This window comes from Pseudomonas sp. ADAK2 TE3594, from assembly GCF_053628675.1.
The window spans coordinates 3,386,061-3,407,481 of record NZ_JBRJGV010000001.1 but is presented as its reverse complement, the minus strand read 5'-3'; the positions used below and the strand labels follow the sequence as shown (position 1 = coordinate 3,407,481).

General features: G+C 61.5%; 12 protein-coding genes. 1 reads left to right on the top strand and 11 read right to left on the bottom strand.

All coding sequences use genetic code 11. From position 1 onward, the window contains the following. Nucleotides 1-181: 181 nt before the first annotated feature. The 8 genes from AB7M22_RS14940 to AB7M22_RS14905 form a co-directional block, all read right to left on the bottom strand. Nucleotides 182-445 carry a hypothetical protein gene (locus AB7M22_RS14940; protein WP_454186890.1) on the bottom strand — a complete coding sequence of 88 codons (264 nt, stop codon included), beginning with the start codon at nucleotides 443-445 and terminating at the stop codon, nucleotides 182-184. A 195-nt stretch (nucleotides 446-640) separates the two neighbouring features. Next, entirely contained in the window at nucleotides 641-1,000 is a 360-nt protein-coding gene (locus AB7M22_RS14935; protein ID WP_454186889.1) for a hypothetical protein, read from the bottom strand. 271 nt (nucleotides 1,001-1,271) lie between these two features. Next, nucleotides 1,272-1,946: a polysaccharide lyase family 7 protein gene (locus tag AB7M22_RS14930; RefSeq protein WP_454186888.1), complete on the bottom strand. Its 675-nt coding sequence runs from the start codon at nucleotides 1,944-1,946 to the stop codon at nucleotides 1,272-1,274. 319 nt (nucleotides 1,947-2,265) lie between these two features. Next, entirely contained in the window at nucleotides 2,266-2,796 is a 531-nt protein-coding gene (gene yecR / locus AB7M22_RS14925) for a YecR family lipoprotein (RefSeq protein WP_008067063.1), read from the bottom strand. A gap of 156 nt (nucleotides 2,797-2,952) precedes the next feature. Then, the gene (locus AB7M22_RS14920; protein WP_454186887.1) at nucleotides 2,953-3,744 is read right to left on the bottom strand and encodes a LexA family transcriptional regulator; all 792 of its coding nucleotides are present in this window, start codon (nucleotides 3,742-3,744) and stop codon (nucleotides 2,953-2,955) included. Nucleotides 3,745-3,843: 99 nt separating this feature from the next. Beyond that, the gene (locus tag AB7M22_RS14915; protein ID WP_109754737.1) at nucleotides 3,844-4,044 is read right to left on the bottom strand and encodes a hypothetical protein; all 201 of its coding nucleotides are present in this window, start codon (nucleotides 4,042-4,044) and stop codon (nucleotides 3,844-3,846) included. Continuing rightward, nucleotides 4,001-4,198 (bottom strand): hypothetical protein, encoded by a 198-nt coding sequence (locus AB7M22_RS14910; RefSeq protein ID WP_454186886.1) that lies wholly within the window; start codon nucleotides 4,196-4,198, stop codon nucleotides 4,001-4,003. The genes AB7M22_RS14915 and AB7M22_RS14910 overlap by 44 nt, the downstream gene beginning before the upstream one ends. A gap of 53 nt (nucleotides 4,199-4,251) precedes the next feature. Continuing rightward, the gene (locus AB7M22_RS14905) at nucleotides 4,252-5,955 is read right to left on the bottom strand and encodes an ABC transporter ATP-binding protein/permease (RefSeq protein ID WP_454186885.1); all 1,704 of its coding nucleotides are present in this window, start codon (nucleotides 5,953-5,955) and stop codon (nucleotides 4,252-4,254) included. A 106-nt stretch (nucleotides 5,956-6,061) separates the two neighbouring features. Here AB7M22_RS14905 and fhuF point away from each other — a divergent pair, with 106 nt between their 5' ends. Continuing rightward, on the top strand, nucleotides 6,062-6,808 hold the full coding sequence (gene fhuF / locus AB7M22_RS14900) for a siderophore-iron reductase FhuF (protein WP_454186884.1): 747 nt from the start codon (nucleotides 6,062-6,064) through the stop codon (nucleotides 6,806-6,808). On the opposite strand, the gene AB7M22_RS14895 is transcribed toward fhuF, so the two are convergent. The 3 genes from AB7M22_RS14895 to AB7M22_RS14885 are packed head-to-tail and all read right to left on the bottom strand — an operon-like array spanning nucleotide 6,799 to nucleotide 21,393. Continuing rightward, complete coding sequence (locus tag AB7M22_RS14895) at nucleotides 6,799-8,442, bottom strand: cyclic peptide export ABC transporter (protein ID WP_454186883.1); 1,644 nt, start codon at nucleotides 8,440-8,442, stop codon at nucleotides 6,799-6,801. The two genes, fhuF and AB7M22_RS14895, sit on opposite strands and share 10 nt — an antisense overlap. Then, on the bottom strand, nucleotides 8,439-12,245 hold the full coding sequence (locus tag AB7M22_RS14890; protein ID WP_454186882.1) for a non-ribosomal peptide synthetase: 3,807 nt from the start codon (nucleotides 12,243-12,245) through the stop codon (nucleotides 8,439-8,441). The genes AB7M22_RS14895 and AB7M22_RS14890 overlap by 4 nt, the downstream gene beginning before the upstream one ends. Nucleotides 12,246-12,297: 52 nt before the next feature. After that, nucleotides 12,298-21,393 (bottom strand): amino acid adenylation domain-containing protein, encoded by a 9,096-nt coding sequence (locus AB7M22_RS14885; RefSeq protein ID WP_454186881.1) that lies wholly within the window; start codon nucleotides 21,391-21,393, stop codon nucleotides 12,298-12,300. Between the last annotated feature and the right edge of the window lie 28 nt (nucleotides 21,394-21,421).

Here is a 21,421-nt window from a genome sequence, read left to right as displayed (position 1 = left end):
GTTCGGCTTCAGCAGTGGCCGGCTTCTGCCACCGTGGATTTGGAATTATCGGAATCACCGACACCGACACCGGCGACCGAGGACTGATTGCGCTGGCTGCTTGTCAGGCGTACGTCCGGGAGGTCACCGTTGGAAGGTAAATTGACAATTCAGTTGTTGAGCAGCCGAAGTCGGATGGGGGTCAATGAACCGCCGGGGACCTGGGTACCGGGACATGATCAAATCTGGAAATCTCTTTGATCCAGAAACGACGATATTTAGTCTGGTCTGGCGACAGCGGTTTGTGATTTGACCAGGGATGCTCAGTTTTCAAGCTGGCGCGGTACACCTCCCATTCCTTCTCCTCGGCCACTTCCTTGGCCCTTTTCTCATCATCGAACCAGCCAAGTACATAAACTTCACCCTGATCCATTCCATGCTCGATCAGCAGATAAATATCTTTCATAAGCTTGAACCCATTACTACACGTTCTGAAATCCCCTGATGCCGGGGTATTGTTTTGACTATTGGCAGGCACTTTTCGATTGTTGAGTATTATCGATGAATGGCGCGAAGTCGAACTTGTGTCCGATAGCCTGGCTGATCGCGCCGCACAGGACCGGTGTCGCGTGATCCTTGGCCTGTCATCCCCAGCGTCCAATTAAACCGATGGCTCGTCACGCTGGCGAAATCGCTGGGCGCGCTCGACGCTGTGGGTCATCTGTGCCGCCGCATGAACGGTCAAGGGATGCTGGGTAAAACCGGGTCTGGGGGAAATGTAGTCGGCCATGTCCCGGGCAATGGCGAGCTGACGTTCCGAACCTTCTGCCAGCAGCGCGATGACCAGGTTTTCCAGGGCAATCACCCGGACACGCAAGTGAACCAGTTCGGCGTTGGTCAAGGCGGGCGGGGCGGTAAACGCGTCGCCATCGATGGATGTTGCGGCGTTTTGATCGTCCCATGTCGACAGGGTTGGATGGTCTGGTGCCCCAACGCTTGGGAAAGGATTTTTATTGAGCATGAGTGGCGACTCCTAGTCTGTTCAGCCGTTAGGAGCTTAGCTGCAGGATCGTGATGGGGGAGGGAAGTCGCTCGATATGGCATCTGCCTGGTGACTGGGGCCTTGATGCGGTCATTACTACAGACAAGGGGGGGATGACTTCCAAACTGCCCGCAATGAGTTGATCCGCTTTTCGTGGGAGCCAGCGGTGCGGCGATCCGACTTGCCGGCGAAGGCGCTCTTAAGGACGTCTTCGCCGGCAAGCCTGGCTCCTACAGGGTCCGATTTAATATCAAGCGTGGGTGATGGAAAGGTCGCTGATGATGCACACCGAACCGTCTTCGGGGTCGGTGGTGTCGGAGTAATCGATCTGGTTGTACACGCCGCCGTGGAAGGCCAGTGTTTTCGTGTCCCAGGTGTTGTCGAGGCGCATGATTGCGGAGGTCGATTTGACGCCGTTGCAGCTCGCCGAAACGGAGACAGCGCCGCTCGAATTGGCGTGAATGTTGATTTTGAACAGTGCACCGAGCGGCACGTCTTCCAGAACCGTCGTGTTCACTGGGTCTTCTTGAAGATAACTCGACCGGAACCCCATGGTGATCCGGCCTTTGTTCCAGAACACCTTTACCGGTGGTCGCTCTGAACCCTGCACATGAATCTGGCTGATCACGACCTTCTGCAGCGAGTTGACCTTCGTCAGCCGCATTTCTTGTCGGTTCCAATGGTCAGCAGCGCTGGCGAACAGCCAATAACCCGGCTCCTTCCACTCACAGCGCGTCCGCTGCGTGCTTTTGCTCGAAGCGCCGAGTGTCGGTGCCGTCATTTGCAGCGAGCCATCTGGAAGCATCGAAATGACTTCCGGACATTCAAGCAGTGCCCGCCAGCCGATGAGCTCAAGTGCGATGGGGTTGGTCTCGGAGATAGGAAGCGGTGTAGCGATTGTGTAGTTGCTGATGTCTACGGTCATGGTCATTTTCCTTAATTCATTGATGTCACCTTTTGCTCCGTTGAGCCTTGCGCTTTTGATGTAGGCCTACATCCCACTGCCCACTCGATGAATGGGCAGAAGTGATGCTTTCGTTGCTGGGTCGGTGTTGTCTTGACTTGCAATTAAAAGTAGCAGTGCTGATATTTAAAGTAAATAGCGCTGCTAATAATGTTTTTGAAAGGCACAAAAAAGCCCGCGCTTGGCGGGCTTCTAATCGATGACGGATCCTGCAGAGTGTCGTTCTGCGCCTGAAGTCGGGTCGCCGACATTTCAAATGCGCGTTGAAGGGGAAGGTTTATTATTGCTCCATGATGGCCCGGTACCGCTTTTGGTACTCCTCATACGACGGTGCAGATTTGTTCAATTGCTGAATTTGCTGCAGCTTCCACTGATCCTTGCTGAGTGGCCCGCCTGAAGCAGAAGTTGCTGCTGCATCGGCAACGGGTGCGGTCGCGGCCGGTGTAGTGGAAGGGCTGGAGGTGTTGATGTTGCCCAAGCATTGGTATTGGACAACCATCTGACCTGCAATGCAGGTCCCGTAGCCATTCATCTGGTTGCAGTGCTGGGTTTTTCCTCCAAATGCCTCTGCATCCGTGTAACCCCACATCGCGCATTTTGATTTAGCGATACTCTGGGCTTGCTCGATTCGAACCACAGGGGTCTCAAACTGCTGGAAGTCATACGCCATATCAACGACGCCATCAGCTCGGCTTCCCCCTTTGGCGTAAAAGTCCTTGTTGGTGGCGCAACCAGCGAGGGTTGCTGACAACACGAAAGCGAGAGCTACCGATAACTTGCGCGTAGCTGGGTTCGATGCTGAGAAGGTCATATTGGACTCCGTTCATTTTTGGTGCAGTCCGCAAACACCGCGGCTCCTTCCTGTACTGTAGGCGGATGCCGAGCGTTCTGTAGTCTTCAACAACAAACGGAGGCTACTTTCTTCATTCTGTCTTTGCGCCGTTTCTGGCGCTTGTGTAGGGGAGGACTACCTAGCAAACATTCCCCACCAGAACACGTGGCCCAGGATCACGATTTGCTGTTCCTGGATTTCTGCAAAGGTGTAGTCCTCATCCGGGTGCTCGTCACGATTGAAGCTGCGCAGGCGGATGCCTGTCGGTAGGCGGTAAACCTGCTTCACCCGCAGCTGACCGTTGTGGTTGATGGCGTACATGTCGCCGTCAACGATATCGCCCAGTGAACTCTTGCCGACGTTAATGCCTACGGTTGCGCCGTCACGCAGCACTGGCAGCATGCTGTTGCCGCTGACAACCACGCACTTCGCGTTGCTGAACTGAACGCCGTTATGGCGAAGGTCCTTCTTGAAAAAGCGCAGCCGGGCACTGTCGCTTTCCTCAATCACGAAACGGCCTGATCCGGCCGCCAGTTCCACTTCGCGCAGGAAGGGAACGTAGACCTCATCGTCATCCAGGGGAGTGTCGTCATCCCAAGGCTGGATGTCCGACATCATTACGCTTGGCTGAATGCGCTCGGAAGACTGGACGCTGGCAATGGTCGACATCAGGCGTGGGCTCACTTCGCTGGCATCGAAGCGCAAGGCTTTCGCCAGTTTCAGGAGTGCCTCGACGTTCAGTGGAACCTTGCCGGTTGCGTACTGACTGAAGGCGCTTTGGCCAGACCAGCCACAAGCCTCAGCCACATCCGCTTGAGTGAGATTTGATCCAGCCGCTTTGGCAGCAAACTTTCGCTGGTCGTAAATAGCCTTGAGCCTGGTGCTCTCGGCGACTTCTTCAGGGGTAAGGGGGCGGCGTGTTTTCATGGCGACAAGAGTATTAGCAGAACTGATATTTCTGCAAGTAGCGCTGATAGTAGCTTTCAGCGCACAAAAGCAGCTCTGCTGCTATGCGTGGCAGATCGCTCAATGAAGAACCCTGCGGCTCTCTCCAATCCTGATCCGATCCAGCGCCCGGTTTAACGCATCCAAGGCATCGAGGAGGGCTTTCGCCTCAGCTTCCCGGCCATCGCCCCAGAGGCGTTCAGCCATTTTGTTCAGCGCCTGGATAGAGCGCTCAATGTCAGCAGCAGTCGCTGCTTTGTTTTCCTGATGTTTCTTTGGCATTGATCAACCCTTCTTCAGGGCATTGCTTCATCAGCTTCAGCGTGAATACGTCGCCCACCATAACACGTGGTCCGATGATGCTGATCTGGTGCTCCTGGATCTGTTGGAAGGTGTAGTCCTGTTCGCCTGAGCGTGTTGAACGCAGGGCAGGCACGCAGTCAGGCTCGAAAAACGCCAGGCACTTTTTTGGCAACGATATCAATAATCTCAGAATTCCAGAGTGGTGGAGGGAATTGGTTTGGGCGCGGAGGGCAAAGCCACTGGCACCACATCGATCACGCAGGTGTGGTACGCACCGAGGCTTTCGCGATGGCCGATGCTGACCAGCGTAATGTCGGTTGCCGCCAGCGCTTCGTACAACCGTCGCTCGGCACTGTCGTCGAGGCCCGAAGTGGCTTCGTCGAGGAACAGCAAGGGTGGCCGAATCAGCAAGGCGCGGGCCATGGCCAGGCGCTGTTGCTCGCCGGGGCTCAAACGCCGGCTCCAGTCATCGGTGCTGTGCAACGGCAAGTGCTGCAACTCTGTCAGTTTGAGCACGGCTTCCAGGCGTGCTTCGTCGATTTCGATAGCACCGGTCTCGCCGGTTTGATGCAACAGTTCATGCAACGAACCATTGGGCAGATAAGGCCTCTGCGGCAAGATAAGTAGACCCTCGCGGTCCAGTTCGACGCTGCCCTGGTGCCGTGGCCACAACCCCGCAAGCGAGCGGAGCAGGGTGGTTTTGCCCGCGCCGGAAGGTCCACGCAGCAACAGTCGTTCGCCGGGAGCCAAGGTCAGCGTCAGCGGCTCGAACAGCGGTAAACCGTGCTCGTTAAGCGGTGCAAAGTCATGCAACCGCAGGCCGGGAGTACGACGGGTGACGGGGTCGACCGGGGCGGGCAATGCCTCGAGTTCACGCCAGAAACTGCACAAGCGAGTCTTGGTCGCACGCCATTCGGCGATTTGCGGGTAGCTGCGAATCAGAAACGACAGTGAGGCCTGTATTTCGCCGAATGCCGAAGCGATCTGGGTCAGTTGCCCCAGTTGAATTTCTCGCGAGAAGAAGCGCGGTGACACCAGCAGCAGCGGCAAGGTAAAGGCGAATCGCTCATACGCCGCATTAATCCCCAGCAGGTGTTTTTTCGAGCGGACCAGCCTCGAGTAGTTGCTCAACAGGAGTCCCAACTGTCCCAACAATTGCTTGCTTTCCCAACCCTGGCCACGGGAAAGGGCTACATTTTCTGCGTCTTCGCGCAAACGCGTCAGGCCGAAACGAAAATCCGCCTCACGGCGTTGCTGCATAAAATTCAGCCCGATCAGCGGTTTGCCGATCCAGTGCGCAATACCACTGCCGATCACCGCGTAAATCAATGCCAGCCACAACATGTAGCCAGGGATGGCGACGGCATGTCCGGCGACTTCGAACTCCAGCGTGCCGGAAATGCGCCACATGATCATGCTGAACAGCACCACCAGAATGATCGCCTGTAGCAGGTTCAGGCCAAGGTCCAGGGTCTGCTCGACGAAGATCTTGCAGTCCTCGGCAATGCGCTGATCGGGGTTGTCGTAGGTCACGCTGTGAAAGCGGCTGCGGTAGTAGCGTTGGCTGTCGAGCCACTTGCCGAGAAAGGCCTGGGTGAGTTTTTCTCGCCAGCTGATCAGCAAGCGCTGCTGCACCTGGAACTTGGCCATGGTGCAGGCGATGAAGGCGACGTCGAGCACCAGCAACTCCACGACGTGATAACCGAACGCGGCGGCGTCCAGACTTTGCAACGAGTTGTAAAAGCCCAGGCTCCACTCGTTCCAGCGCACCTGGATCGCAATGATCCCGGCCACCGCCAGCATGGCCAGGGCGAGGGTCAGCCAGGCGCGGCGACGGCCTTGAGCCGACCAGTAAGGCGCGGCCAGCAACTTCATATCTTGGATGAACATCAGAGCGTCCTGCCTGGCAAACTCGGGGGTTGACCCGCCGTGTTGAGTCTTCGGAATTCAAAAAACGTGGTAGGTTAACAGTTCTCAAACTCAGTTACGAAGCCTCATGACGTCTCTTCAAACCACCGTCCGAATGCTCGACGAAACCCTGCTCGATCAGTTGTTTCGTTTCGATGGCGCCTTTCTGCGCAGCACCTGCCGACTGAGCAGCCACGTCGAAGGCCGTGGGTTGATTGAGTTTCGCGATCCGCAAACCTGTACTGAGTTGTTAGGCCTTTACGCCCACTACTATCCCGCTGCACCTCGGGCTGCACTGGTGTCGCAATGGTCGATGGATTTGATCTGCGTGACGCTGGCCTTGCCGCTGGCCGCCGCTGCGCAGCATCTGCGTTGTATCGTGCATGATCCCCATGTGGCGCTGGAAAACGGCATGCCCGTGGCTCAGGTATTTGCTGCCGGCGAAGTACTGCCGTTGAACGACCCGTTGGCCTTCGCGCAAAAACTGCTGACTGACGACATGGCGCCTTTGGTGCAGGCACTGGCAAGCGCCGGGCGGGTGGCCCAGCGCTTGCTGTGGAACAACGTGGCGGCGGCCATCGATGTCGCGCTCGATTACTTCCAGATGCCGCACGCGCCGCAATGGCGCGAGAGGCTGTTCCGGGAGCGGCACTGGGCCGATGGCACGCGCAATCCGCTGTACGGCTTCCTGCAACTGGCCCCCGGCCCGAGCGGCGTGCCATTACTGATGCGCAAAGTGTGTTGCCTGCACCACCAGCTCGGTGATGCGCGCCCGTACTGCGACAACTGTCCGCTGGTGCCGGGCGCTGACATCACAGCGCCTCATCAGGCATAAGCCGCATGGGCTTCGACCTGGGTGAGACGGCCGTTCTCTACTTTCAGCACCCGGTCGGCCTGCTGGAAGTAAGCGTCATCGTGGGTGATCACGATCACGGTTTTGCCCCGGGCTTTCAGTTCCGGCAACAACTCCATGTAGAACACCCGCTTGAAGGTCGGATCCTGGTCGGCAGCCCATTCATCGAACAGATAAAACGGCTTGTCATCCAGATACGCCGACACCAGCGCCAATCGCTTGCGTTGACCCGTGGACAGTTCCACGGTGGAAAAACGGTCATCGACAATGCTGACTTTGTGTCCTAACCCCAACGCTTTCACATAACGCGTCGCTTCGGCGGTGCGATATTCGGCGTCCGGTCCGTCGTCGCCCAACAAATGTTCGAACAGGTGGAAGTCAGCGAACACCGCGGCAAAGTGCTGACGGTATTGCTCGCGGTTGTCGTCATCCACTTCCACGCCGTTGAGCACCACACAACCGGTTTCCGGTGCATACAAGCCCAGCATCAGCATCGACAGGGTGGTCTTGCCACTGCCATTGCCACCCACCACAAACACCAGCTCACCCTGTTCCAGCGTCAGGTCCACCGGCCCGAGCATGAAGGGATGATCCTCGTGCTCGCCGGGATAACGGTGGCACACGCCGTTGAGCAACAGGCGCATCGGGCCTTCACTGGCGAACACATTGCCGAGCGGCGCAGCTATCTGGGCTTCGGTGCTCAGCTCCGCGTCCAGTTGGCGAATGCGGTTCAGTGCAATGCTGGCTTGACGCAGCGAGGGCAGGGCGATCATCAGGTCGGAGATCGGCCGTACCAGGTACAGCAACGTCACGGTGAAACTGGTCAGCACGGTGATCGGTTGCGGTAGCCAGAACGGAACGATGAACAGCAGCACGCCGAGGTTGAGGTAAAACAGCAGTGTGCCGAGGTTGGCCACCACCGAATACCCGGCCATACCGCGCAGGAAACGCACACGAAACTCGTCAGCACCCGGACGGATGACTCGTTCGACAAAGGCTTCGCCGCGGGCGTTGTTCAGCTGCAATTCCTTGCTGCCTTCGATCAGGCTGCGAAAATGTTGGTAGAGCACATCTTTTTGCTGGCGCACCCGTTCCAGATGGCTCAACGGCCCGCGTTCGGCCAAGTGAAACGCCACCAGGCCGACCATCAGAAACAATGCCAGAATCGCCAGCAACGACCACGACAACCAGGCCAGATAGGCAAAGCACGCCAGGGTCACCACGGCGTTGACGAACAGCAGCGGCACCCACTCGAACGCAGCGGTAAACGTGTGCACGTCTTCGGTGAGGATTACCAGCAAGCGGTGTTTGCCCATGCCTTGCAGGCGTTTGAGCGGAGTCGCGAGCAGCTTGCGCGACAAGTCGATGCGCATCTGGAAAATCGCGCTTTGGGTCAGGTGCAGCAGCGACAGTTCCGAACAGAGTTTGCTCAGCAGCATGCCGATACACAGCCCGAAAAACCCCAGGGCCAGTTCCGGCAATTGCTGCGGGTTGGCCAGCCCACGGTTGATCAGAATCACCAGCCCCGCACTGGCCAGACCGCCCAGTGCGCCAGTGATCGAGGCCAGAGCCAGCAGGCGTGCCGATTGGCGGTAGAGATAGAGAATCAGGTTCATGCGACGGTTTCCGTCGAGGCCATGGCCAGCGACTTGTTGAGTTGTTCATGGAAGGCGGACTGCCCGAGGATCGTGTCGTGATCGGCGGCGACCGGATGATGACAGGTTCGCTGACTGATCGCGTCCCATTGCGCCGGCAGAGTCGGGCGCTCGACAAGCGTCTGCTCGGCCCACCAGAGTTGCAGGGTGGCCTGCACGACGGGCACCGAATAGCCGCTGACCCAACGACGCGCGTCGGCCATCACATTCAAGGTTTGCTCGACATAGGTCAGCGGTGCATTGAGCCCCAGGCCGTTGGCGCTCGCCCATTGCAGCAGGGCGAAACGCAATTGCTCCACGCGACTCAGTTCGGCCGTGGCCGTGCGCAGTTCCGTCAGACATTGCGCGGTGAGTCGCTGGCGACTGTCGCTGCTCAATTCTTGCTGAACGATGGCCTGCAGCGCATCCCACGCCAGCGTTTCATCCTCGGCGTGGAACGTGCTGTCGAACAACCCCAACCACTCAATCGTTTGCCCTTGGGCCTCCAGTTGCCGGGTCAGCTCCAGCGCGAGCAAGCCGCCCATCGACCAACCGGCCAGGCGATACGGACCCTGAGCCTGAATCTGGCGGATCTGTGGCAAGTATTCGCGGGCTAATGCAACGAGGTCCTGACTGCGTAGCGACTCGGGCAGCGGAACGCCGAACACTGGCAGCGCCTTCGGCAACGCGGCGACCATCGGCATGTAATGGTGAACCCCGCCCGATGGTTGGTGCAGGCAGAACAACGGTGTCTGTCCAGTTTCGCCAGCCTGCAAGGCAATGATCGCCGCCTGGTCGTGGGGCCGGGTAATTTGTTCAGCAAGGCCGATCAGCGTCGGGTGCTGGAAGATCACGTTGACCGGCACTTCAATGCCTAGCGTGGCGCGCAACCGGGCAGTCATGCGCACCACCAGCAGCGAATGGCCGCCGAGGGCGAAAAAGTCGTCGTGACGACCGATCACTTCGGCCTCCAGCAACTCTTGCCACACCGCCGCGAGCACCTGCTCGATATGCCCTTCGGGCGCTGCGTAAGCCGCGAGACTGCGATTTGGCGCACGGGCCAGCAAGGCACGATGGTCGACCTTGCCGTTGGCGGTGCGTGGCAGTTGCGCCAGCCACTGGATGTCGGCGGGAATCATGTGCGCCGGCAATAGCGTCCCGAGGGATTCGCGCACGACACTGGCCTGAAGTTGATTGGCCGATTCGATGAACGCCCGCAAGCTCGGTTCGGTCTGAGTGGTGTCCAACAAGACCACCGCCAGTTTGGCGCCGCTGACGTTGCATAGCGCGGTTTCGATTTCGCCCAACTCGATACGGTAACCGCGCAGTTTGATCTGTGAGTCGGTGCGCCCGAGGAACAGTAGTTGTCCGTCCAGGTCCTGCCAGGCGAAATCGCCGGTGCGATACAGGCGTTGGCCGTCGAGGGATGGATGACTGGCCCGGATGAATTTCTCGGCGGTCATCTGCGACAGGCCCAGATAACCTTCGGACAGCCCCGGTCCGGCAATGTGAATTTCACCTTTGAACCCTCGGGCCACGGGGGCGCCGTCGCTGTCGAGCAAATACACCCGGGTATGAGCGATGGCACGACCGATGGGCACGGAACCCGGATCGGGACGACAGAGGGCGACAGTGCTCCACACCGAAGCTTCTGTCGGACCGTATTCGTTGTAGAGCTGCGCGTCGGGTTGGCGGCGATAGTGGTTGTCCACCAGCGCGGGCGGGCAGCTTTCACCGGCGACAATCGCGGTGCTCAGCGGGCTCGGGCTGTCGCCCAACTCGTCCAGGATCAAGGCGTACAACGAAGGCAGCGCCAGCAGGTGCGATACGCCGTGGCTGCGGATCAACCGCGCCAGTTGCAGTGGATCTTTCTGTTCGGTTTCGCTGGCCAGGTGCAGGCAACCGCCCTGGGCCAGGCTCCAGAACAGCCCGGCGATGGAGCTGTCGAAAGCGAACGACGACAGCAGCAGGAAGCGTTGCACCGGCCGCGGATACCCCGCCAGCCGCGCCGCCAGCGAATGCAGGGCGTTGGCATGGCTGATGACCACACCCTTGGGCTGCCCGGTACTGCCCGAGGTGTAAATCAGGTAGGCCGGTTGATCCCGCGAGACGGTCGGCTCTTCCCGCAACGGCACTACAGGCAGCGCCTGATCAATCGCCAATGCCTTCGGTTGCCAGTCCGCCGGCAGATCTTGCACGCGAGCGTGATGGGTCAGCACCAGACGGGCCTGGCTGTCGCGCAGAATATGTTCGATGCGCTCGGTGGGATAGGCCGGGTCGATCGGCACGTAGCAAGCGCCGGCACGCAGGATGGCGACCAGCGCCACCACCGCATCGATGTCACGCGGCAGGAAATGCGCAATCCGCGCACCGGGTTCCAGGCCTTGGGCAAGCAATTGCTGAGTGAGGGCCGTGACGCGCTGATCCAGCTCGGCATGACTCAAGGTGCCGCTTGGGCCCGAGACCGCCGGGCGCTGAGTGTTGGAGGCAGAGCTCTGGGCAAAGCAGGCCGCCAGGTTGGGCAGGGCGAAAGTGGCGTCATAGAGCTGTTCTTGCGCCGGGCTCAGGGTCGGCGAAGTGGCCAATGCGCCGGTCACCCGTCGTTGCTCGGCGGCGCTGCACGTTGTCAGTCGGCTCAGGCTGGCGGCCGGTTCACGCAAGCTGTGCTCGATCACGCTCAGCAACTGCTCGGCGAGGAGTTCGACATGGGCGGGCGTGTAGAGCGCAGCGTCAAAATGCAGCGACAAACCACTGGCCGAACGCGGGTGGTATTGCAACAGCAACGCACAATCAGCGCTGACACTGTCAGCCTGTTCGATCTGCCAACCGGCATCGTTCAGCGTACTGTGCGGCACGACCGCGAGTTCGCGATAACCCACGCCGGACAACGACGGCACATTACTCAAGTGGCTCGGGTAGCTGTCCCGGGCATCGTTGAGCAGGCCAACGCGCTCGCTCAGTTGCCGGCATAACGCGGCAAACGACAGCTCGGGCGCAGTGTCGAGCGTCAGCGGCAGCGGCTCGGAAAACAGGCCGAGGGCATCCCCCAACACGTCCGGACGCGTCTGGTTTTCGTAGGCCAGCGTCAGGCGTTCGGCTTCGCTGTAGCGTTGCCACACAGCGACCCAGGCGGCGAGCACGACCGTGCCGGTGCTGACGCCGAGGCTGGCCGCTTGCTGATCGAGGCGTTGCAGGGTGGAGTCGTCGAACGACAGTTGCATCCGCGCCATTTCGACAATCCCGATAGCCGGATTCTGCCGCTGCCAAGGCAAAGGCACGTCGGTAACCATCGCATTGAACTGCTCATCCCAGAACTGTCGACCCTGGTCGTCCACCGACTCCAGGCGCCACGCCGCATAGTCGGCGTATTGCAGCGGCGGCTCTTGCGGTGCTGGTTGCACATAGCCCAGCGCCCATTCTTCGCCGAGGTAGCCCAGGCTGGTGCTGTCCAGGTGCAAGGCCGGCAGGTGCAACGTTGCCGACCGGGCGTCCACCTGCAGTTCGATGCTCAACGCCTGCCAATCAGCGGTTGAATCGCCGATCACCTGCATCGGCAACGACAGGCCCGGCAGTTGTTGATAACGGGTACGCAGGATCTCGTGGCGCTGCATCAAGGCCAGCAAACTGTTTTTCAGCCGTGCGCTGTCCAGTGGTTGTTCGCTGCGAATGCGCAGTGTGGCCCGCTGGGTGGTCGCCAGACGGTTTTGTTGCAGGCGCCACAAGTGTGCCTGTTGCGGTGACAGTTCGAAGCCTTCGAATGGCGTGTCTTCGTGAGTCTGAGTCATGCTGAGACCTGTACAAAAAAGTGGGACATGAGCGTCGATTGACCGATGACCATCATTGTTCGGCATCCTTCACGACGCTGCGGCGACGGGCCTGGCCCAGGGTGCTCTGGCGCGCGCTGCCGGCTTCACGCAGCGCGGCTTGAGCCTGGTCGCGGCGGGTCTGTTGCAGTTGATTGAGTGGCACCAACAACTGGGCGACGCTGGTGTCAGCGTTCAGCACGAGTTGTTCCAGCAGGCAGACGAACAGGCTGTCGAGCAGTTCGATGTAGGCACTGGCGTAACGCCCGGTGTCGTAGTCGTACACCACCAGCAGGCCTTCGCCGTCATCCACGACGTTGATCAGCAGGTCCACATCCGACGCTTGCGGTTCAAGTTCCCGCTCGCTGATCGCCAGACCCGGCAAATGCAGGTCCTGCTGGCGGGTGTTCTGCACCACCAGTTTGACCTGGAAGAACGGCGTGTAACGGGCGTCCCGCTGTGGCAGCAGGTCAGCTACCAAGGCGTCGAACGGCAAGTCCTGATGGGCAAAGGCATCCAGCGCTACGCGGCGGGCATCGCTCAGCAACTGATCGAACGTCTGCTGCGGCGTGACACGGCAACGCAGCACCAACTGGTTGACGAAGAAGCCGACCATGTCTTCGGTCTGTTGCTGATGACGGTTGGCGATGTCGGTGCCGACCAACAGGTCTTCGCGTCCGGTTTGCTGATGCAGCAACACGTTCAGCGCGCTGTGCAACACCATGAATGGCGAAGCCTCGCGAGCCGTGGCCAACTCGCCGATGGCCCGGGCCAGCGACGCCGGCAGGCGACGGCGATGACGCGCGCACCCGCCGTGTTCGCGGGTCTGGGCTCCCGGCAGCAACAGCGGCGCCGGGCTGGCTTGCAACTGTTGGCGCCAGTAGGCCAGTTGTTGCTGCCAGACCGGGCCCGGCAGGTGCGAGCGTTGCCACACGGCGAAGTCGGCGTATTGCAGGGCCGGGGTGTCGATGCGGGCAGCCGTGGTGCCGAAACTGATGTAGTCCGTGGCCAGTTGGTCGACCAGTTGCGCAATGGACCAGGCATCCACCGCGATGTGGTGCATGGCAATGGCCAACACATGAGTCTGCGCATCCAGTTGCAGCAACCGCGCGCGAATCAATGGCGCCTGCGTCAGGTCGAACGGTTGGCCGAAGACCTCGGCCAATTGCGCCTGGATGGCCGGCTCCTGTTCCTGCGCCGAGACCGCTTGCAGATCGGTGACCGGCAAGGCAAACGCCTGCGCCGCTTCAATCCGCTGCCAGGGTTCACCGTGATCGCTGTGCACGGTGCTGCGCAATACTTCATGGCGGGCGATCAATTGTTCGAACGCCAGGCGCAAGGCTTCGACATTCAGCGCCCCGGTCAAGGTCAAGGCGAACGGAATGTTGAAACCGCTGGAGCCAGGGTTCAGTTGCTCAAGGAACCACAGCCGCTGTTGAGCAAACGACAACGGCAGCGGTTGCGAACGGTCTGCCGCAGTGATTGCGGGCAGGGCCAAAGGTACCGCCTGCAAGCGGGCGCTGTCGATGGCGCGGGCCAGGTTTTCCAATACCGGGTGATCGAAGACTGCACGCAGTGGCAAGTCCACCGCGAGTTGGCTGCGAATCCGCGAGACCACCAGCGTCGCCAGTAACGAGTGTCCGCCGAGGGTGAAGAAATTGTCGTCGGCACCGATCGTTGCCACGTTGAGAATCTGTGCCCAGATCGCGCCCAGTTGCTGCTCGGTGTCGCTGCTCAGCGATCGTTGTTCGCTCAGGTCGCTACTGTCCAGCGCACGTGCGGTCAGCAGTTTGCGATCGACCTTGCCGTTGGCGTTCTGCGGCAGCGCGTCCAGCTGTTGCCAATGCGCCGGCACCATGTACGACGGCAAGCGTTGGCTCAGCCATTCGCGAAGTAGCGCTAAAGGTGTGTCATCGCCGGTCCAGTAGGCGACCAGTTGCAAATCGCCACGCTGGTCGGCGTTGACGATCACGGCCACGGCTTGCACGGCGGGATGACGTCCCAGGTGATCTTCGATTTCCCCCAATTCGATGCGGTGACCACGGATTTTCACCTGCTGATCACGGCGACCGAGAAACTCGATCACTCCGTCTGCACGCCAGCGTCCCAGGTCACCGGTGCGGTAGAAGCGCGCGCCGGGTTCGAATGGATGTGCGACGAACGCAGCCTGGGTTTTCTCTGGATCGTTCAGGTAACCACGACCGACGCCGACGCCACCCACGCAGATTTCCCCCGGTACACCCACTGGCACTGGCCGCAACGCGGCATCCACCAGGTACAGATGATTGTTGGCGGTCGGCCGGCCAATCGGCATGGCGTTGCCGCCTTCTTCAGGCACAGCGGTCAGCGGGTGGAACGCCACGTCGTCCGAGCATTCCGCCGGACCATAGGCGTTCATCAGCGGCACATGGGCAAAGCGAGTGAGCCAGGCCTGGGCCAGCGCTGGAGGCAGGGCTTCGCCGGTCGGCAGCAACCAGCGCAGCGCCGACAGTTGCGTGTCGGTGCTGGCGAGGTCGAGCAGGGCGCGGATCATCGTCGGCACGGCTTCGAGTACCGACAGTTGCTGGTTCTCCAGCGCTTGCAGCAGCCGCTCGGGATCGTGGGCGATCAGGTCCGGCAGAATGTGCACGGTGGCACCAAGGATGGGGGCGGCGAGGAACTGCCAGACCGAAATGTCGAACGCCGGGGAGGCGGTCTGGGCAATCCGGTCTGCGCTCGACAGGCCCAGCGTCGGCACCTTGCCGAAGATGTTGTTGAGCATGCCCCGTTGCTCGACCATCGCGCCTTTCGGCGTGCCGGTGGAGCCTGAGGTGAAGATCACGTAGGCCAGATCATCAGGGCTGCCCGCCACGTTCGGTGGCGTTGCATCGCCCGCCAGCCATAGGGCTTCGGTGCGCAGGCGGCGCGGGGTCGCGGTGCTCGCGGCCAGTGCCGGGTCGATGACCGAGTCGGCACTGTCACTGGTCAACAGAATCGTCGCCCCGGACAGTTCGAGAACCTCGCTCAGGCGCTGCGGCGGGTGCTTGATGTCCAGCGGCAGGTACGCCGCGCCAGCCTTGAGTACGGCGATCATCATGCTCAGCAATGGCAGCCCGCGTTCAGCGGCCAGTGCCACCAGCGTGTCGCGACCGGCGCCGGTTTCGATCAGCGCACGGGCCAGGCGATTCGAGCGTTGATCCAGTTCGGCGTAGCTCAGGCTGTCGGCGCCGCACACGGCAGCGATACGCTGCGGATGCTCCGCCACGTGCCGGGCGAACAGTTCGGCGTAGGTTTGATCCAGCGGGAAGTCCAGTTCACTGCGGTTCCAGTCCACCAGCAGGGTCTGGCGTTCATCCGGCGTCAACAACGACAGCGAGGCCAGTGGCGCGTCAGGCTGGGCAACCATTTGCGTGAGCAACTGACGCAAATGGCCGAGCATGCGCTGTACGGTGTCGGTGTCGAAACGCGCGGCGTCGTAAGTCAGGCGAATGCCCAGACGATCACCGGGGTAGAGCACCACGGTCATCGGGTAGTTGGTGTGCACCCGGTCTTCGTAGATGTCGACGTTGAAGTCGACCTGACGGTCCGACAGACCAGCGTCGAACGGCGCGTTTTCGAACACCACCAGGCTGTCGAACAGCGAGCGACCGTGCTCGATTTCACTCCAGCGCTGAATGTCCACCAGCGGTGCATGTTCGTAGGCGCGCAGCTCGTAGTTGTGCGCGAACAATGCTTGCAGCCACGGCACCACGGTTTGCGAGTCGTCAACCTTGACCCGCAGCGGCAGGCTGTTGATGAACAACCCGACGATGTCTTCCACGCCCGGCAAATCGGTCGGACGTCCCGACACCGTAACGCCGAACAGCACGTCATCGCTGCCGCTATAGCGGGACAACAGCAAGGCCCAGGCACCCTGAATCCAGGTGTTGGGCGTAAGCTGGTGTTGTTGGCACAACGCGGTCAGGGCGCGGGTGTCGGCAATCGACAGGGTGACGTCCAGGTTGGCCACCGCTTCGACCGCTTGCTCGGTCACGGCCGGACGATCCACCACCAACGGCGTCGGCGCGCTGAAACCGGCCAGTTCGCGGGTCCAGAATTGTTCCGTGATGGACGTGTCCTGACATTGCAGCCAATGGATGTAATTGCTGAACGAGGGCAGCAACGGACGCGCCACAGGCTGGCCGAGTACGCGAGCCTGGTAATGGGCGAACAGGTCGGCCATCAACAGGCCGAAGCACCAGGCATCGGTCAGGATGTGGTGGAAGCTGCGCACGATCAGGAACTCCTGATCAGCCACCTGGAATACCCGAAGGAAGGTCAGCGGCGGGCGACGCATGTCGAAACCCTGCCGACATTCGGCGTCCAGCACAGCGTCCAGCTGACGTTGGCGACTCGCTTCGTCGAGGTGACGCCAGTCGTACCAGGCGAAGGCCGGGTCGGTGTCGTGATAGACACATTGCAGCGCAGCCTTACCGTCCTGCCACCAAAAACCGGTGCGCAGCATCGGGTGCCGGGCCAGTTGCCGGGCCCAGGCGAATTCGATGGCGCTGCGGTCGAGTTCGCCGTCCCAGCGATAACGTTGCTGCATCAGGTAGATGCCGCTGTTGGGACGTAGCAGGGTGTGCAGCAACATGCCTTCCTGCATCGGTGACAGGGGCAGCAAGTCGTCGATGCCGGCCCAGTCGAAGTTAGCACCCAAGGCCGTAAGGTCGTGGCCGGCGGCGCGGCACAACGGGAACGCGTGGGCACCCGGGATGGCTTGCTCGGCGTCGGCGGCCAGCAGGGTCAGTCGCTGCTCCAGCGCCTCGGCCCAGTGTTCTGCACCTCGGCCACGGCAATCGATTTGCAGTTGACCGTGTTGCAGGCTCACGGACAGGGTCAGCCCGGCGCCATCGATTGGCGCGCTGGCGGCGATGACCTCGCCCAACGGCCCCTCAGGGGCTAGCCATTCGCCGGCCATGACAATATGCACGGTCGGCTGCGGCAGGCTCAGCAGCGGTTCGCGCAAGTAATCGTTGTCAGCGAGATAACGCAGCACGCCGTAGTCGTCACCGGTGTGCGGGGCGGCAGCCAGTTGCGCGTCGACCTGTGCAAGCCATTGCGCGGCGTTGGCGCCGGGTGTCACGTTCAGACGCAGCGGAACCGCGTGGCTCAGCGCACCGACAACCGTCGCCGGGTTGAAGTCGGTACGGCTCAGGGCGCTGCTGAGCGGCAAACGTGCGCGCTCGCAGCGACCGCGATCCAGGGTCAGCCAAACGTCTTGTTCGGCACTTTGCTGCGCCAGTTGCGCCGCGACAGCGGTGGCCACCAGCGATGCCCAAGGCGCGTGGCTGCGGCGTTGCAGCAGGTTCAGACGAGCGCTGAGTGGCGCCGAAATCTGTACGCGGCTCGCAGTGCTCAGGTCATCGGGTTGTGGAACGGACGGCAGGGTTTCTCCGGCGTATTGCAGCCAGTATTCCCAGGCCGATTCCAGCCCGTCTTCATCGCGGGCACAAAGGTTTTGATGGTCGGCCCATTCATCGAGATGGCCACCGTGACGCGGCAATTCAATCGTACGATCGTACTGTGCTTGAGCCACGGCCAGCGCCAGGTCAGTCATCAACAACGCCCAGGAAGCTGCATCCAGGCGCAGTGCATGGGCGACCAACAACACCGCGTCGCCCTGTTCCGACAGGCACGCGTGCCAGCCTTCACCTGCTGCGTGATCCAGTGTGGCAAGGACGTTTTCGGCCAGTGCGTTCAGGTTGTCAGTGTCGAACGGCTGACGGCTGGCGCTGACCGGTTTCGGTGTGCTCGGCAGGGTTTGCGCCCAACTGCCGTCCGCCTGTTGGGTCAGGCCCAGTTGCAGTGCACGGTGTTGCTGTTGCAGAGCCTGCACGGCGCGGTTCAGCACTTCGAGGCTGATCGGCGTATTCAGCGCCACGCAGCGCCAGTTCGCCGCCAACGGGCCGGCTTCGAGACGGGCGTGTTGACCTGCGGTCAGCGGTACATTGCGCGCAGCGCTGGTGGTGTCGCGGCTGTAGTTCGCGCCTTGGCTGATCACCGCGGAAATTTCAGCGATGGTGCGGTTTTCGAACAACTGCTTGGGCGTCAGCTTCATGCCGCGCTGGTGGGCGCGGGCGATAATTTGCAGGTTGAGAATCGAGTCGCCGCCCAACGCAAAAAAGTTGTCATGAATGCCCACGCGCTCGACTCGCAACACATCCTGCCAGATCTCGGCGAAGGTGATTTCCACCGCATCGCGCGGGGCTTCGTAATTGTCCTGGCTGGTCGGTGCATCGGGCAATGGCAGGCGGGCGATGTCCGGTTTGCCGTTAGCGTTCAGCGGGATGGCATCCAGGGCGATGAAGTCTGCCGGCACCATGTAATCCGGTACGCGCAGGGCCAGGTCATAACGCAGTTTGTCCGCCGACATCGAGGTGCTGGCCACCAGCCAGGCAATCAGGCGCGGCGTCTCGTTGGCCGGTTGCACGACACGGACCAGCACTTGCTGAATGTTGCTCGACAGGCGTTTGATTTGCGCTTCGACTTCGCCCAGTTCAATGCGGTAGCCGCGCAATTTGACCTGGTTGTCGACGCGCCCCAGGAACGCCAGTTCGCCGGATTCCAGCCAGCGCACACGGTCGCCGGTGCGGTAGGCGCGGGGCAGATCGGCAACGGCCTTGAAGCGTGCGGCGGTTTGCACCGGATCACCCAGGTAGTCGATGGCCAGGCCTTCGCCACCGACCCACAATTCACCCGGCACACCGACTGGCACGGGGTGGCCGTGGCTGTCGAGTACCCGCAGTTGCCGGTTCGGTTGCGGATGACCCAGCGGTTGTACGCCGGCCAATGGCTGGTCGATGCGCGACAGGCAAATGCCGACGGCGCTTTCGGTCGGGCCGTAGTGGTTGTAGACCGCGAGTTCCGGGCGCAGCGCACGGACAGTGTCCAGCAGCGAGCCGTGCAGCGCTTCGCCACCGAGCAACAAGGCGCGGCGCGGTAGCAGACGCACGTCAGGATGCGCGGCGAGCAGACCGTGCAGGTGGTTGGGCGTGAGCTTGACCAGGTCCGGGGTGAAGTCGGCAAAGCATTGGGCCAGGGCATTCGGGTCGGCGCGGGTGTCGTCGTCCACCAGCAGCAAGCTGCCACCGCTGACCAGCGCACCGAACAACTGGGTGTAACCGAGGTCCGCGGCGAAGGTCGATAGCAGCGCATGGCGCCACGGTTGTTCAGCCTCGGCACAACCCAGTTCGGCCAGAATGCCGCTGACATAAGCGACGATGGCGCGATGGGACAGGCGCACACCTTTTGGCGTCCCGGTGGAGCCTGAGGTGTAGATCACATAGGCGCAGGCCTGTTGATCCACTGCGGGCAGGTCAATCCCGGTGGCGCGGGCCGAGACCTCGATCACCTGCGCAGAGGCGGTGTCGAAGGTCGGCGTGCCAATGATGAAATCCACATCGGCACTGGCCATCAGCGCACCCAGGCGCGAGGCCGGTTGGCCCAGGTCCAGGGGCAGGAAGCAAGCGCCGGCCTGCATGACCGCCAGCAGCGAGATCACTGCGTCGTTGCAACGGGGCAGGGCCAGCGCGACGCGATCACCGTGTTGCACACCGCGCTGGCGCAAGGCGTTGGCCAGTCCGGTCGAGGCTTCAAGCAGCTCGCCGTAGCTCAATGCGCCATGGGCGTCGCGCACGGCTTCACGCTCGGGATGGCGACGGGCCTGAGCGGCGATCAGTTCATGCAGCGCAGCATCCGGCACTGCAAGGGTCGCGCCGTTGCCCCAGGTGCGGGTCAGGTTCAGTTCCTGCATCGGGCACATCGGCACCTCGGCCAGCGGCCGGTTGGCGTCGCGGCTCAGTTCGTCGAGCAGCGTTACCAACTGCTCCATCAGGCGAGTGCCGGCCGCATCGGACAAGCGTTTGCGCTGATGCACCAAGTGCAGGTGCAAACTGTCGCTTTCCATCGAAGCGATCAGCGACATCGGGTAGTTGTTGCGCCCGCCGGTGTGGCGCAACGGCGCGCTGTGTTCAGCGTCCGGCAGCCCGACGAGGCCGTCGTCGATCTGATCCAGCTCCCGGGGGAACGGGAAGTTTTCGAACACCATGATCGCTTCGAACAACTCGCCACCGGGCGGCAGCGCGGTCAAGGCCCGCAGACTGGCGAGCGGCGTGTGTTCATGCTCGCGCATTTCGGCGTTCCAGTCCTGGATGCCCGCCAGCCATTGGCCAACGGTCGGCGCCTCGTCCCAGCGCACCCGCAGCGGCAAGGTGTTGATGAACAGACCGACCATGCGCTCGACACCGCTCAGGCGCTGCGGGCGCCCGGCCACGGTGACGCCGATCAGGGCCTCGTCGCTGCCGTTATGGCGACCCAGCAAATAAGCGTAAGCCGCTTGCAGCAGGGTATTGACGGTCAGGTTGTTGTCACGGGCGAAGCCGCTCAGGCGCGCAGTCGTTGCGGCATCCAGCACGCGCTGGTGTTCGGTGCAGGGCAGGTGCGCGTCCACGGGGTCGGCGAGCAGGCCACGCGGGTCCGACTCGGGCACGCGGGTGGTGTTGGCGAAATCCGCCAGGCGACTGCGCCAGAACTCATCGGCGCAGGGGCGTTCGCTGAGGTAGGCCACGTAATCCTGAAACGGTCGCACCGCTTCCAATGCCGCGTTTTGCCCGCGACGCGCCGCGCGATACAGATCGCGCCAGTCGGCCAGCAGCGAACCGACGCTCCAGCCGTCGAGCAACAGGTGATGGTGTGTCCACACCAGCGACCACTGCGCTTGACCGTTCACATCGTCGAGTCGCGCCAGGGTCAAACGCATCAGCGGCGCGGCGCCCAGTTCGAACGCTTGTGCGTGATCTTCCGCCGCCAGGGCCGCCAGCCCTTGCGGGTTACCGCGCAAATCAACTTCGCGCAGCGGCAGATCGACCTCCTTGAGGATGACCTGATAAGCGTCGTCCAGCTCTTCCCAGAGAAACGCCGTGCGCAACACCGCGTGGCGCTGCATCAGCGCAATCCAGGCCTGGCGGAACGCGTCGAGGTCGAGCTCACCGGCCAGGCCGATGCTCATTTGCTGGTAGTAGACCCGCGACTCGGGCGCATAGGCCTCGTGGTACAGCAGGCCTTTTTGCAGTGGCGTTAGCGAATAGATGTTTTCGATTTGGTCATGCATGGCAGCAGTGTTCAATCCAGAAAATCGT